Annotated in this window: 13 protein-coding genes; 6 read left to right on the plus strand and 7 right to left on the minus strand. The window is 41.0% G+C overall.

The features are described 5' to 3' along the window. Positions 1-18: 18 nt before the first annotated feature. From H5116_RS09740 to glpD, 3 genes are all read left to right on the plus strand, one after another. On the plus strand, positions 19-1,341 hold the full coding sequence (locus tag H5116_RS09740) for a dienelactone hydrolase family protein (RefSeq protein ID WP_182716033.1): 1,323 nt from the start codon (positions 19-21) through the stop codon (positions 1,339-1,341). Between the two features lie 207 nt (positions 1,342-1,548). Then, positions 1,549-3,048 carry a glycerol kinase GlpK gene (glpK, locus tag H5116_RS09745; RefSeq protein ID WP_033013631.1) on the plus strand — a complete coding sequence of 500 codons (1,500 nt, stop codon included), beginning with the start codon at positions 1,549-1,551 and terminating at the stop codon, positions 3,046-3,048. Between the two features lie 211 nt (positions 3,049-3,259). Beyond that, positions 3,260-4,765 (plus strand): glycerol-3-phosphate dehydrogenase, encoded by a 1,506-nt coding sequence (gene glpD / locus H5116_RS09750; protein WP_182716034.1) that lies wholly within the window; start codon positions 3,260-3,262, stop codon positions 4,763-4,765. A gap of 59 nt (positions 4,766-4,824) precedes the next feature. Here glpD and H5116_RS09755 read toward each other — a convergent pair whose 3' ends face one another. Then, positions 4,825-5,775, minus strand: a complete 951-nt coding sequence (locus tag H5116_RS09755; protein WP_165723681.1) for a 2-dehydro-3-deoxygalactonokinase — start codon at positions 5,773-5,775, stop codon at positions 4,825-4,827. 3 nt (positions 5,776-5,778) lie between these two features. Continuing rightward, the gene (locus H5116_RS09760; protein ID WP_182692714.1) at positions 5,779-6,537 is read right to left on the minus strand and encodes an SDR family NAD(P)-dependent oxidoreductase; all 759 of its coding nucleotides are present in this window, start codon (positions 6,535-6,537) and stop codon (positions 5,779-5,781) included. A 199-nt stretch (positions 6,538-6,736) separates the two neighbouring features. On the opposite strand from H5116_RS09760, the gene H5116_RS09765 reads away from it, so the two are divergent. Beyond that, complete coding sequence (locus H5116_RS09765; protein WP_024596672.1) at positions 6,737-7,438, plus strand: FadR/GntR family transcriptional regulator; 702 nt, start codon at positions 6,737-6,739, stop codon at positions 7,436-7,438. Between the two features lie 208 nt (positions 7,439-7,646). Here H5116_RS09765 and accC read toward each other — a convergent pair whose 3' ends face one another. The 5 genes from accC to cutA form a co-directional block, all read right to left on the minus strand. Continuing rightward, entirely contained in the window at positions 7,647-8,987 is a 1,341-nt protein-coding gene (gene accC / locus H5116_RS09770) for an acetyl-CoA carboxylase biotin carboxylase subunit (protein ID WP_002958843.1), read from the minus strand. A 26-nt stretch (positions 8,988-9,013) separates the two neighbouring features. Further along, positions 9,014-9,478 carry an acetyl-CoA carboxylase biotin carboxyl carrier protein gene (gene accB, locus H5116_RS09775; RefSeq protein WP_002958842.1) on the minus strand — a complete coding sequence of 155 codons (465 nt, stop codon included), beginning with the start codon at positions 9,476-9,478 and terminating at the stop codon, positions 9,014-9,016. Between the two features lie 38 nt (positions 9,479-9,516). Next, positions 9,517-9,969: a type II 3-dehydroquinate dehydratase gene (aroQ, locus tag H5116_RS09780; protein ID WP_002958841.1), complete on the minus strand. Its 453-nt coding sequence runs from the start codon at positions 9,967-9,969 to the stop codon at positions 9,517-9,519. A 228-nt stretch (positions 9,970-10,197) separates the two neighbouring features. Continuing rightward, positions 10,198-12,027: a protein-disulfide reductase DsbD gene (locus H5116_RS09785; RefSeq protein ID WP_182716035.1), complete on the minus strand. Its 1,830-nt coding sequence runs from the start codon at positions 12,025-12,027 to the stop codon at positions 10,198-10,200. Next, entirely contained in the window at positions 12,027-12,347 is a 321-nt protein-coding gene (gene cutA, locus H5116_RS09790; protein WP_002958839.1) for a divalent-cation tolerance protein CutA, read from the minus strand. The genes H5116_RS09785 and cutA overlap by 1 nt, the downstream gene beginning before the upstream one ends. Positions 12,348-12,525: 178 nt before the next feature. On the opposite strand from cutA, the gene H5116_RS09795 reads away from it, so the two are divergent. After that, on the plus strand, positions 12,526-13,002 hold the full coding sequence (locus H5116_RS09795; RefSeq protein ID WP_002958838.1) for an FxsA family protein: 477 nt from the start codon (positions 12,526-12,528) through the stop codon (positions 13,000-13,002). 110 nt (positions 13,003-13,112) lie between these two features. Further along, entirely contained in the window at positions 13,113-13,400 is a 288-nt protein-coding gene (locus tag H5116_RS09800) for a co-chaperone GroES (protein WP_002958836.1), read from the plus strand. The last annotated feature ends 5 nt before the right edge of the window (positions 13,401-13,405 follow it).

Raw genomic sequence — 13,405 nt, forward strand, 5'->3', positions numbered from 1 at the left:
ACACAACAAGGACACACAATGACACACACACTCAAGGCGCTTTCAAAAGCCATATTACTTGCTACGTGCAGTTTATCTGTCAGTGTAGCTGTTGCTGAATCTAATAAACCAGAGCAGCTATATCCGCCAATTACTAGCGAAGTACTCCCAGAGCTTGCAGCTAAAGGTAGCTACAATGTAGGTGTGCAAACACTTGATTTAGTTAACCCTGCGCAATTTGACCCCGCTACACAAGGTCAAAAAGATCGTCCTTTAAAAGTAGAGGTGTGGTATCCGGCTGCAAATACAGCAAAAGCGCCACTTACCAGCTACACAGATGAAACTCGCTCAGGTAAAGAGTTTACTTTGCAAGCCGATGCAATGCGTGATGTCGCCATTAATAATAAAGAGCACTACCCTGTCATTGTGCTTTCGCACGGTTATACCGGTTACCGTGCAATTATGTACTACCTTGGCGAGCATTTAGCATCGCACGGTTACATTGTTGTTGCACTTGATCATACCGATTCGACCAATGCCGATGTTGATTTTAAAAACGCACCATTCTCTGGCTTTTTTAGTACGCTAATAAATCGTTCACGCGATCAGCAGTTTGTTATTAATTACTTTAATGAGCAAAACAACTTTGCAAGCAAACAAGTAGATAACAAAAGCGCAGGCGTAATTGGTTACTCAATGGGTGGCTATGGCGCTGTAAATACGATAGGTGGCTGTTACGCTTTTAATGAGCAAACTACGGCTATGTTTACGGGTATGAAAGACCCTGCTCAAATTGAAAAAGTACAGCAATTACTAAACAGCTGCGCTGGTGGGCAATACCAAAACCCAAAAGTAGACCCTCGTATAAAAGCCATGGTTGCCTTTGCACCATGGGGCGGACAGCACGCTATATTTGATGCCAAAGCAATGGAAAATATTAAAGTACCTTCGCTTTATGTAGCCGGTAACCTAGATGACATATCAGGCTATGAAGGCATTAAAAACCTTTATGAACAAACAGGCAGCGAAGATAAGTACATGCTTACTTACAAAAATGCACGCCATAATATTGCACCACACCCAGCCCCTGCTATTGCACAAAGCAGCAGTGAGCTAGATATAGGCCATTACTATGAGCCTTCGTGGTCTATGCGCACACTAAACGAGACCAACAAACACTTTGTACTTGCCATGATGGATTGCCACGTAAAAGGCATAGCCAGCGAGTGTAAATACTTAGATTTACCACAAAACGGCGACCAAGCTGTTGTTGACGGTAAACCGCTGCCACAGTGGCGCGGGTTTGATAATCGCTTTTCTACCGGTATGGATTGGCAACAAGCTAAACCTCACACCAAGTAATAATAAGCTTTAAGCGGTTATTTTAATCAATAGCCGCATACGCCCTTAAGATAATGCAAAAATAAAACGCCTTTTATATAAAAGAGTTACCAGCAAATATCAGCGTGTTTATTTTTTAATCTGCTATTTTAAGAAAAAACCATTGCCATTAACTTCGGTTAAAGGCAATCTAGTCATATATAAGATAAGATAAATAACACAAATATCATGTCCAAATACATACTCTCAATTGATCAAGGAACCACAAGCTCTCGGGCCATCTTGTTTACAAAAGATGCAGACGTTTTTGGTACAGCACAACAAGAATTTTCGCAGCATTTTCCACAAAATGGTTGGGTAGAACACGACCCTAACGATATTTGGCAAACAGTGCTTAGCACTAGTCGCGAAGTGTTAACTAAAAACGATGTAAAGCCTGAAGAAATTATTGCCATTGGTATCACCAATCAGCGCGAAACCACTTTGGTATGGAACAAAAAAACAGGCAAAACAATTTATAACGCTATTGTATGGCAAGACCGTCGCACCAGTGACTATTGCGAAAGCCTAACAACTGATGAGCTTTGCCAAACAATAAGCGATAAAACAGGCTTATTACTCGACCCTTATTTTTCGGCCACTAAAGTTCGTTGGATTTTAGATAACGTTGAAGGCGCACGCGAACAAGCCCTTGCAGGCGAACTCGCCTTCGGTACGGTTGACACTTACCTACTTTGGCAGCTAACTGGCGGTAAAGAGCACCGAACCGATGCAACCAATGCATCGCGCACCATGTTATTTAATATTCATACCCAGCAGTGGGATCAAGAGCTTTTAGAGTTATTCGATATTCCAGAATCTATGCTGCCAGAAGTAATGGATTCAGCTGACGAGTTTGGTTCAACCAGCGCTGACATTTTTGGCGCGCCAATTCGTGTTTGTGGTATTGCAGGCGATCAACAAGCTGCGCTTGTAGGACACGCATGTTTTGAACAAGGCATGGCTAAAAGTACTTACGGTACTGGCTGTTTTTTAATGCTTAACACTGGCGAAAAAGCACTGACCTCAGAAAACCGCTTACTGACCACTGTTGCTTATAGATTAAACGGCAAGCCAACTTACGCCATTGAAGGCAGTATATTTATGGCTGGCGCAACTATGCAGTGGATTGTTGAAGGCTTAAAACTACTTAGCCATGCTGGCGAAAGTGAGTCGATGGTTAAAGATGTACCGCTCGATCATGGTGTATTTTTAGTGCCTTCGTTTACTGGTTTAGGCGCTCCTTATTGGGACCCTAATGCACGTGGCGCTATTTTAGGGCTAACACGCGACTCTGGTATTAGCACTATTGTTGCTGCAGCGCTGCAATCAGTTGGCTACCAGACCAAAGATTTACAAAAAGCGATGGAGCGTGATGGCCTTCGCCCAAGTGTGCTTCGTGTAGATGGCGGTATGGTAAAAAATAATTGGGTTATGACCTTTTTATCAAATATTTTAGGTGCAACAGTTGAGCGACCAACAGTGACCGAAACCACCTCTTTAGGGGTCGCTTATTTAGCAGGCTTGCAAGCAGGTGTGTACGAGTCAACTGAACAGTTATCTAAAATGTGGACATGCGACCGTCGCTTTGAGCCCACCATGAGTGCCGACGAGCGTAACGATCTATACGCAAAATGGCAGCACTGCGTAGCTCAAGTCTGCTTAACGAATAAAAACTGCCCGCAGTAAATACTAAGTGGTTAAGGCCAGTACTTTAGCCACTTTGCTTTTTTAACTTAGCTAAATGCTAGATTTAAAAGGCATGTTTTACTGCTTTAAATTGAAAATGGATTGGCGTCAAAATTAACGAATAAAAAACTGGGTTTTCTATTGTCAAATGAAAACAGCAGCTTTATGATGTTTATGTCTTATTTATATTACAAATAAAAAGGTTAGCTCGGTGGAATTAGCAGATAACGAATATGACTTACTAGTCATCGGTGGCGGTGTAAACGGCACTGGAATAGCAGCTGATGCAGCTGGCAGAGGGTTAAAAGTTCTATTGTGCGAACAATCAGACCTTGCCTGTGCAACATCTTCAAACAGTTCTAAGCTGATCCACGGCGGTCTGCGCTACCTTGAGCATTACGAATTTAGATTAGTAAAAGAAGCGCTAGCAGAGCGTGAAGTGCTACTTAAAAACGCACCTCATATTATGTGGCCGCTAACCTTTAGATTGCCGCATCAAAAACACCTCCGCCCTGCGTGGATGATTCGTATTGGCTTGTTTATGTATGACAACCTAGCAAAACGCGAAACACTAGCGGGTTCTCGAAGCATTAAATTTGGTGAAAATAGCGTTTTAGAACCCTCTATTACTAAAGGTTTTGAATACTCAGATGGCTGGGTTGATGACTCTCGCCTAGTCGTTTTAAACGCCCTAGCAGCGCAACAAAAAGGTGCTGTTATTACCACGCAAACTAAGTGTGTAAATGCTAAACGAGAGCAAGGTAAATGGCAGGTAACCCTTGAGCAGCAAAAGAGCAAAGCTAAATACACCATTTCTGCCAAAGGTATTGTTAATGCTGCGGGTCCTTGGGTAGCTAAATTATTTGACGAAGCACTAACAGAAAAATCACCACAAAATATTCGCCTTGTAAAAGGTAGCCACATTGTAGTGCCTCGCATTCACGATGAAAAACAAGCTTATATTTTACAAAATAAAGATCAGCGTATTGTGTTTGTTATTCCGTTTGAAGATGACTTCTCACTTATTGGCACAACCGATGTAGAACACAAAGGTGAAGCACAAGACGTTAAAATTAGTGATGAAGAAATTGATTACTTAATTGATATTACTAATACCTACTTTAAACAACCGATTAAACGCGAAGACATAGTACATACTTTTTCTGGTGTACGCCCATTACTTGATGACGAATCAGTTAATGCACAAGCCGTTACTCGCGATTATAAATTAGAGCTTTCGAGTGATGCTAAGCAAACACCTCTACTGAGTGTGTTTGGCGGAAAAATTACAACTTATCGCAAACTTGCCGAAGCTGCGGTTAATAAGCTTGAAGATTTTTATCCGCAAATAAGCAATGCGTGGACCAAACATAGTCCGCTCCCTGGTGGTGATTTTAGCTCTGTAGAAGCACTTAAATCAGAGCTAAAAGCAAAATACGAATGGCTACCTGAAATAACACTTAAACGCTTTGTACGCACTTATGGTACTCGTGCTAAACATATTTTAGGTAGTGCAACTGGGCTGAGTGATTTAGGCCAGGATTTTGGCCATGGTTTATTTGCAGCAGAAGTAGATTACTTGCTAAATGAAGAGTGGGCAGAAAACGCATACAATATTTTATGGCGCCGCAGTAAATTAGGACTACGTTTTAATGAGGCGCAAGTTGCTGCGCTTAATGATTATATTGAGCATAACCAAGCAGCTAAAAGCGCTTAACTATCAAGTTATAATAGCTTCCTGTTAACCCCTTTATAATTTAACCGTTATAAAGGGGTTTATTTTTTTGACTCTAAATTAAATAAATAATTAAAGCCACTAAGCGTCGCTGTTTTAATATCAAACTCAACACACTTCACACCTATTTGGTTAAGCGCCGTAGTAAAACACTTATTCAGCTGCTTTGTGCCAATCACCACAACTTGTGTATCACTTAATAATTGCCATTCACTAGCGTGGCGAGCTGCTCGTACATCGCTGCCAATTAATACACCCGACAAATAGGCTTTAGCTTGTACTGGCGTTAACTCCTTTGAAAGCTGGCGGGTACGCACACTAAAAATACCATGTGCCAAGTTACCGCTATCACTACCTAAAGTTAGCTCACAGCCTTGCTCAAATGCTTTAAAGTCAAACTCACCTTCTGCACAGTCGTTAGGAATTAAAACACTTTGATGACATAACAAATCATATAGCTCGCCGGTCATGGCTGTTTTAAAGCAAATGATTTCGCCATTATTTATAAGCACCCATTTGGTATGTGTGCCAGGCAAACAGAGTAATATTTTACCTTGTTGATACTCTGGGTTTTGCTTTAAAAACCCTAAAATTTGCAGCTCTTCGCCGCGCATTACATCAAACAAGCCATTTTGCAGCGTACACTTTGTGCCAGGTAACGCTTTAATAATATGCCCATCGCAATCAAAGCTAACAGCAGCATTAAGTAACCCTTCGGGATTAATTGGGCATTCTAAATAAGGTGTTTCGTGCCAGCCGATGCTTGAGGTAATTTGTCCTGCAATATATATAGGTAAGCTGCCATACTCTTGCTTCCACACCGCAATGGTGTCGATTAGGGTTTGCTCAAAATTTTGATTTGCCTTAACAACGCCAGGGCCATCACGTTGTGCTAATAGTTTAAGTGTTGATTGCGCTTGTACTTCGCACAAATAAGCGCGTAAATGGCTCGTGCCCCAGTCAACAGCAATAAAAAGAGATGAAGTAGCCAAGCTTTAAAGCCTCCCACCGTCAATTTTAATACTTTGCCCGGTGATCATACTGCTTTCATTGGCGGCTAAAAAGAGTGCCAAATTAGCAACATCTTCAGGAGTTACTAATTTTTTAAGCGCCATGGCTTCCATCCACTTAACTTGCTCTTCTTCGGTAAACCAGCTTGCTAGTTGACGGTCGGTAGCCACCCACCCTGGTAAAATAGCGTTAACGCGAATACCAAACTCGCCGTAATCGCGAGCCAGTGCCTTAGTCATACCAATTAGGCCTGCTTTTGCGGTTACATAGCCTGCCATTTGAGGTTGCCCCATAATAGCGTTAATAGAACTAAAGTTAATGATACTGCCCGCTCCATCGCCCTTCATAAAAGACATAGCAACTTGAGAGGCAAAAAATGCAGGGTTTAAGTTTATTTGTAAGCACTGATCCCAGTCTTGCACTGTAACGTCTTCGCTTGCTTGACGGCGATCGTTCGCTACATTATTAACTAGTACATTAATGGCACCAAAAGCGGCGCATGCATCCACAAGTGATTGCTGAAGTGCATGAGAGTCAGTTACATCAACTTGCCTATACCATAGTTTTGCATTGGGTAAATCACGAATAAGCGATTGCGCTGCCTTATCATCAATATCTATAAATGCTACTTTTGCATTTTGGTTTACAAAGGATTTAACCATTGCTCTACCAATGCCTGATGCACCGCCTGTAATAAAAATAACTTTACCAGAAAGACTATGATATTGAGCTAGGGTGTTCAAATTCAACTCTCCATACAGCGCATTTTCAATTTTATTTAAACTCTTTATAAACTTACATTTACAGTATAAAGAGCCAAACTAAGTCGTTATTGCTGTGTTAAAATATTTAGCTAATTAAAAGTTTATATCATATCCTTGAGTACATTAATATGATATATGATATATAATAAAGCAATATATCAACTCGGAATCCTGCGCAATGAAAAGCCAACCCCGTCAAAATTTAACACAACAATTAACCCACGATTTGGGTTTTGCTATTGTGCGTGGTGTTTACCCTGTAAGCGAAGGCCTGCCTTCTGAAGCCGATTTATGTATAAAGTATGATGTAAGTCGCAGCGCTACCCGCGAAGCGGTAAAAATGCTCTCTGCTAAAGGGTTAATTTCATCGCGTCCTAAGCAAGGTATTCGTGTATTACCTGAAAGTAGCTGGAACATGTTTGATACCGACGTACTACGTTGGATTTTAAGCAGTAAGCCATCACTGTCGTTATTAAAAGAGTTTACTCAAGTACGCGTAGCCCTTGAACCACAAGCGGCCGCTCTTGCAGCACTAAATGCAACTGCTGAACAACTCGCTGATATAGATAGTGCCTTAGCCCGTATGGCTGAAGCAGACGAAGGCTTAGACGACCCATTAGAAGCCGACATTGCTTTTCATACCAGCATATTAGTGGCCAGTAACAATCGCTTTTTTGTGCAGTTAACTGAGTTTATTAGTACAGCTCTTAGAGTAAGTATTCGTTATACAAACCACATTAAAGGTGTACCGGGCGCAGATGTTGCTAAGCACGCTGATATTTTAGAGACTATAAAGTCACGCGATCCTGAGCGCGCTAAAAAAGCAGTAGAAACAATTTTAGAAGAAGCACTACAGTTAATTGAATCTAAATTAGTGTAATGTTAGTTCAACATATTATATAAATATTGAGTCCATCGAATTTACTCTTTGCAGTATATTTTATGGACTTTTTTATTGCCTATAAAACTTAAATTACAGGCATTAAAAAATCCGATATCGGTCTCCTGATATCGGATTTTTAATTATTTAAATCAGCTTAATAACTCGGGTTATTAACTAAGATAAAACGCCTTTTTACAGGCTAGAATTACAATCCTAATTTCTTCTCAAGATAGTGGATGTTAGTACCACCATTTTGGAAGTTTTCATCTGCAAGAATTCTCTTATGCAAAGGAGTATTAGTTTTAATTCCGTCAATTACTAGCTCGTTAAGTGCATTGCGCGCGCGGGCAATAGCTACGTCACGGTTTTCACCGTAAGTGATTAACTTACCAATCATTGAATCGTAATGTGGTGGAACCGTATAGTCAGCGTAAATATGGCTGTCCCAACGAATACCTAAGCCACCAGCAGGATGGAAACGTGTAATTTTACCCGGTGAAGGGATAAACGTTTCAGGGTCTTCAGCATTAATACGACACTCAATAGCATGACCACGAATAACAACGTCGTCTTGCGTGAATGATAATGGTTGACCCGCAGCAATTTTTAACTGCTCTTTGATTAAATCAATACCAGTAACCATTTCAGTTACAGGGTGTTCAACCTGAATACGTGTATTCATTTCGATGAAGTAAAACTCGCCGTTTTCGTATAAAAACTCAAACGTGCCTGCACCGCGGTAACCGATTTCGATACATGCACGTGTACAGCGTTCACCAATAAATTTACGTGTTTCTGCAGTAATACCTGGCGCTGGTGCTTCTTCAACTACTTTTTGGTGACGACGTTGCATAGAACAATCACGTTCACCTAAATGCACTGCATTACCTTGGCCATCTGCTAATACTTGAACTTCGATATGGCGTGGGTTTTCAAGGAATTTCTCCATGTAAACCATGCTATTACCAAAGAACTGCTTAGCTTCTTGCTGTGTTAATGCAATTGAATCAATAAGTTCAGATTCGCTACGAACAACACGCATACCACGACCACCACCGCCACCAGCGGCTTTAATGATTACCGGGTAACCGATTCGTTTAGCGATTTGCATGTTACGTTCTTTATCATCTGATACCGGACCATCAGACCCTGGTACACATGGAACGCCTGCTTTACGCATTGCTGAAATAGCAGAAACTTTATCACCCATAAGGCGAATAGTGTCACCTTTTGGACCAATAAATACAAAACCACTTTGCTCAACTTGGTCGGCAAAATCAGCGTTTTCTGCAAGGAAACCGTAACCTGGATGAATCGCTACAGCGTCAGTTATTTCAGCCGCAGCAATAATGCGCGGGATATCTAAATAACTTTCAGTTGCTGATGGTCTACCAATACAGATGGTTTCATCTGCAAGCAATACATGCTTAAGATCGCGATCCGCCGTTGAATGCACAGCAACCGTTTTGATCCCAAGCTCTTTGCAGGCGCGCAATATACGAAGTGCAATTTCACCTCGGTTTGCAATGACTACTTTATCTAACATTAGAGTTGGCCTTTTAGGTTACGCTATTATTCAATGATGAATAGAGGTTGATCAAATTCTATTGGCTCGCCATTTTCAGCTAAGATAGCTCTTACTGTACCGGCTTTATCTGACTCAATTTGGTTCATCATTTTCATAGCTTCGATAATACAAAGCGTATCGCCAACTTTAACTTGCTGACCAACTTCTACATACGCTGGAGCTTCAGGAGACGCTGCTGCATAAAAAGATCCAACCATTGGTGATTTAACTTGATGGCCAGTAGGTTCTGCTGGAGCTGCTGCTTCAACTGCTACAGGAGCTGCTGCAACTGGAGCAGGGGCTGCTGGCGCTGGTGCATATTGCTGTGGAGCAAATTGCGGGTAACCAGGGCCTGCGCTCATGTTGTTACGGTTAATACGTACTGATTCTTCACCTTCAGTGATTTCTAGCTCAGCAATACCTGATTCTTCTACTAATTCGATAAGCTTCTTTATCTTGCGAATATCCATTACACGACCCGCCTGTTTGTTTGTGTGTTAATTTAAAATTAAATCGAGTTTTTCAACCGGCTCACAGCGGCATTTAATGCTGCGTGGTAACCCATTGCACCTAATCCACATATCACGCCTTGTGCCACATCAGAAAAATACGAATGATGACGAAAGGCTTCACGTGCGTGCACATTACTTAAGTGCACTTCAAAAAACGGAATATCAACACTTAGCAATGCATCACGTAATGCAACGCTTGTATGCGTAAATGCAGCAGGGTTAATTATTATGTAATCAACCGCTTGCCAAGCACTGTGTATTCGCTCAATGAGGGCTTGCTCACTATTACTTTGAAAATGTGCTAACTCAACATCTAGACTATCAGCGGCACTGGTTAGTTCGCTCATAATTTCACTTAGCGTTTGAAAACCGTATTTATCCGGTTCACGTTTGCCAAGCATGTTCAAATTTGGACCATTTATAACTAAAAGGTTAAATTTTGCAGCCATAATACGCGATATATCCTATAAGTAATGAGTTAAGCGGTTGCTAAGTAGTTTTTCGCTTTTAAGCAAGCAGAAAAAAGTAATGTAGCAACAAATTCTCACGTTAACCAACTATTATAGTGATTTCGATGTAAATAGCAGCAAAATACTGGTCCAATCTCTATTTTGGGAACGAATAACTAGGAGGGAGTCGTAAGCCACTTGGTATATCCAAGTGGCTCTATTGCACTATTATTGTGCGCTGGCGCGCACTGTAGCAAGGTGTTTAGCAAAATCTTCTGCGTTTAAAAAGCCGGTTACACGTTGTGTAGTTAGCTCTTTACCTTGGGTGTTAAAAAACAAAATACTAGGTAAACCAAACACGGTGTACTCTTCCATTAACTCAATTGTTTTATTGTCACTGTTAGTTAAATCAACTTGAATTAGCTGATAATGGCTAAATTCACTTTGTACTTTGGCATCTGGAAACGTGTAATGCTCAAACTCTTTACACGCCACACACCAGTCAGCATATAAGTCGACCATAACCATTCGACCTTCATTACTCGCTTGCGCTACGGCTTCTTTTAGCTCAGCTAAATCCGCCACCTTTTTAAACTCATTACTTTGTGAGCTAACTTGCACAGCTTGTACTGGCCAAAAGTAGTTTTTAGTTAACGTAAACCCTGTCATAACTAATAGCGTTGCAGCAAACCATAATGCAGTTTTTAACTTGCTTTGTGTTTGGCTACTTTGCCAGTGATGTAGGTAAAGTGCCGTTGCTAATGCAAGCACACCTGCCATTAATAATATAATGTCGGCGCTTACTAGTCGCTCAAGTAATATAAGCGGCACAACGAGCATCACAAAACCAAACAAGGTTTTAACTTGCTCCATCCAACCACCTGCTTTAGGCAGCAATTTACCGCCAGATGTACCAAGTAATAAAAGTGGTAACCCCATACCTAAACTAAGCACGTATAGTGTTAAACCACCTACTAAGTAATCACCACTTTGCGCAACAAATAAGAGCGCCGCCGACAGTGGCGCTGTAGTACACGGTGATGCAATTAGCCCCGACAGTACGCCCATTAAAAATACGCCAACGTAGTTGCCGCCTTTTTGATTGTTACTTACTTGGGTTAGCTTGCTCATCATACTGCTTGGCAGTTTAATTTCGTACCAACCAAACATCGACATAGCCAATAATACAAATAGTAAACTAAAGCTAACTAATACAAATGGATGCTGTAAATACCCCTGCACTTGCCCACCAAGCGCCGCAACAACTAAACCAAGCGCTGCATAGGTAACTGCCATACCTTGTATATATACAAACGACAACGCAAACGCTTTTTTAGTTGAAAGGTTTTGCTGACCCGCAATTAAGCTCGACAAAATAGGAAACATAGGGAATACGCACGGCGTAAAAGCAAGGCCTACACCAACAACAAAAAATATAAGTAAATTAGTTATTAAGCCCTGACTTGCTAATTGTTCAGTAAAAGTAAGTTCTTTTTCGGTATCATCCGAATTTGTTGTAGGTTCAGTAGCTGGCTCGTTTAGTGCTGCAAATGTACTTTGCGCTGTTGCCGCTTCATCGGTAGCGCTATTTTGATCTACATTTTTAACCTGTGCACCACTAATAACACTAAGTGGGATGCTGATTACTTCTGGTGGATAGCAAAGCCCTGCTTTTGCACAGCCTTGGTAACGAACCTTAACCACGGCGCCTTCGGTTACATTACTTAGCTTACTAATAACACTCGCGGAATTAAAAAAAACCTCTGTTTTGCCAAAAAATTCATCTTCAATAATTTCGCCACGGCCAGAGTCGCCTACTTGAACGTTTGCACCTTTGGCGATAATTTCTATTTTCTTTTTATATAAATAATAGTCTGGCGCTATATCCCAACCTACAAACAAGGTACTGCCTTGTTGGTCAAAATCAAAAACAAACGCTTGGTCTACTGGTAAAAAAGTCTGTTGAGGAGGCCCAAGTAGATCACCAAGCACATTATTAGTCGCAGCCTTTACGGGTACGGTTAATAATGTAACCAACAATAAAAAGAAAAAACGCATTAATTCAGTACCTCGTCCATCCAATTAAAATACGCCAAATTACCAGTTGAAACTTCTACAACCTGAATCTCCGGCACTTCGTAGCTATGTAGCTCTTTTATTGTTAAAAACACATCGTTCATTTTATCTGCTTTTGTTTTTATAAGTAGCTTGGCTTCAGTTGCTTCTGCTACTTCGCCCTCCCACATATAAATAGAGCCCATGTTAGGTAAAATATTTACACAAGCTGCTAGCTTTTTTTCTACCAACGCCCTTGCTAGGCTGCGTGCTTCTGCTTCGTCTTTGCAAGTCGTAAAAATCATTTTAAAATGCGTAGTCATTATGAACCTATTCTTATTGGACAGTGTCTAGCTTCATAGTATCTGATAGCCGATACAATGTGTAGACGCTTAAATATCAGTAAAATGACTATACCTATGCCCTAACCTTGAAAAGAGACCTAGTCACCCTCATTTATATTTCATCAACTCTTTTGAGTGTCATTATTTAGAGAGCGCTATGTTTAGATTTTTATTTGTGTTGTTTATCATCATCCCTATTATCGAAATCGCTTTGCTGATTCAAGTAAGCGATGTGATTGGCGGATTTGCAACAATTGCACTTGTTGTTATTACCGCGATTTTAGGTGCCAAAATGGTTAAAACACAAGGTATGGGTGCGCTGCAAAACGTACAAGCGCAAATGGCGCAAGGGCAAATGCCAGCCAAAGAATTATTTACCGGAATATGCGTTGTAATTGCAGGGGTATTATTACTTACCCCTGGCATTATGACCGACGTGTTTGGGTTACTATTATTAACGCCTGCAATTCGTAACAAACTGGCCGCAGGCCTTGCTAGCCAAGCAACTGTTAGAATGAGCGCAGGTAGGCAACAAGGGCCATCGCCGTTTGCTGGGCAGCAACATGCTGAACGAGAGCAAGGGCAAATGGAACGACCAACGACTATTGATGGCGAATATGAGCGAAAAGATTAAAAATTTATCATTTTTTCTCTTGGAATTTCACACTCTACCCCCATTAATGAATGCAAATTAGAAAAGCTTTTTTCTGTACTGTTCAGAAACTGTTAGGAGAACTAAAAAACATGAACATTCGTCCTTTACAAGATCGCGTAATCGTTAAACGTCTAGAAGAAGAAACAAAATCTGCTGGCGGTATTGTATTAACTGGCTCTGCAGCTGAAAAATCAACTCGCGGAGAAGTTGTAGCCGTAGGTAATGGTCGCGTTTTAGATAACGGTGACGTGAGAGCGTTAGAAGTTAAAGCCGGTGACACTGTGTTATTTGGCTCATATGTTGAAAAAGTTGAAAAGATCGAAGGTCAAGAGTACCTGATCATGCGTGAAGATAATATTTTAGGCATTGTAGGCTAAACCTA

Origin of the sequence: Pseudoalteromonas sp. SG45-2, from assembly GCF_014164115.1 — a bacterium.
GTDB classification, from domain to species: domain Bacteria; phylum Pseudomonadota; class Gammaproteobacteria; order Enterobacterales; family Alteromonadaceae; genus Pseudoalteromonas; species Pseudoalteromonas distincta.

Excerpts from the sequence above, each read along its gene's own strand:
- glpK (WP_033013631.1), top strand. The coding sequence starts at position 1,549 with ATGTCCAAATACATACTCTCAATTGATCAAGGAACCACAAGCTCTCGG.
- aroQ (WP_002958841.1), bottom strand. The coding sequence starts at position 9,969 with ATGGCTGCAAAATTTAACCTTTTAGTTATAAATGGTCCAAATTTGAAC.
- accB (WP_002958842.1), bottom strand. The coding sequence starts at position 9,478 with ATGGATATTCGCAAGATAAAGAAGCTTATCGAATTAGTAGAAGAATCA.
- cutA (WP_002958839.1), bottom strand. The coding sequence starts at position 12,347 with ATGACTACGCATTTTAAAATGATTTTTACGACTTGCAAAGACGAAGCA.
- H5116_RS09740 (WP_182716033.1), top strand. The coding sequence starts at position 19 with ATGACACACACACTCAAGGCGCTTTCAAAAGCCATATTACTTGCTACG.
- accC (WP_002958843.1), bottom strand. The coding sequence starts at position 8,987 with ATGTTAGATAAAGTAGTCATTGCAAACCGAGGTGAAATTGCACTTCGT.
- H5116_RS09785 (WP_182716035.1), bottom strand. The coding sequence starts at position 12,027 with ATGCGTTTTTTCTTTTTATTGTTGGTTACATTATTAACCGTACCCGTA.
- H5116_RS09765 (WP_024596672.1), top strand. The coding sequence starts at position 6,737 with ATGAAAAGCCAACCCCGTCAAAATTTAACACAACAATTAACCCACGAT.
- H5116_RS09800 (WP_002958836.1), top strand. The coding sequence starts at position 13,113 with ATGAACATTCGTCCTTTACAAGATCGCGTAATCGTTAAACGTCTAGAA.
- H5116_RS09795 (WP_002958838.1), top strand. The coding sequence starts at position 12,526 with ATGTTTAGATTTTTATTTGTGTTGTTTATCATCATCCCTATTATCGAA.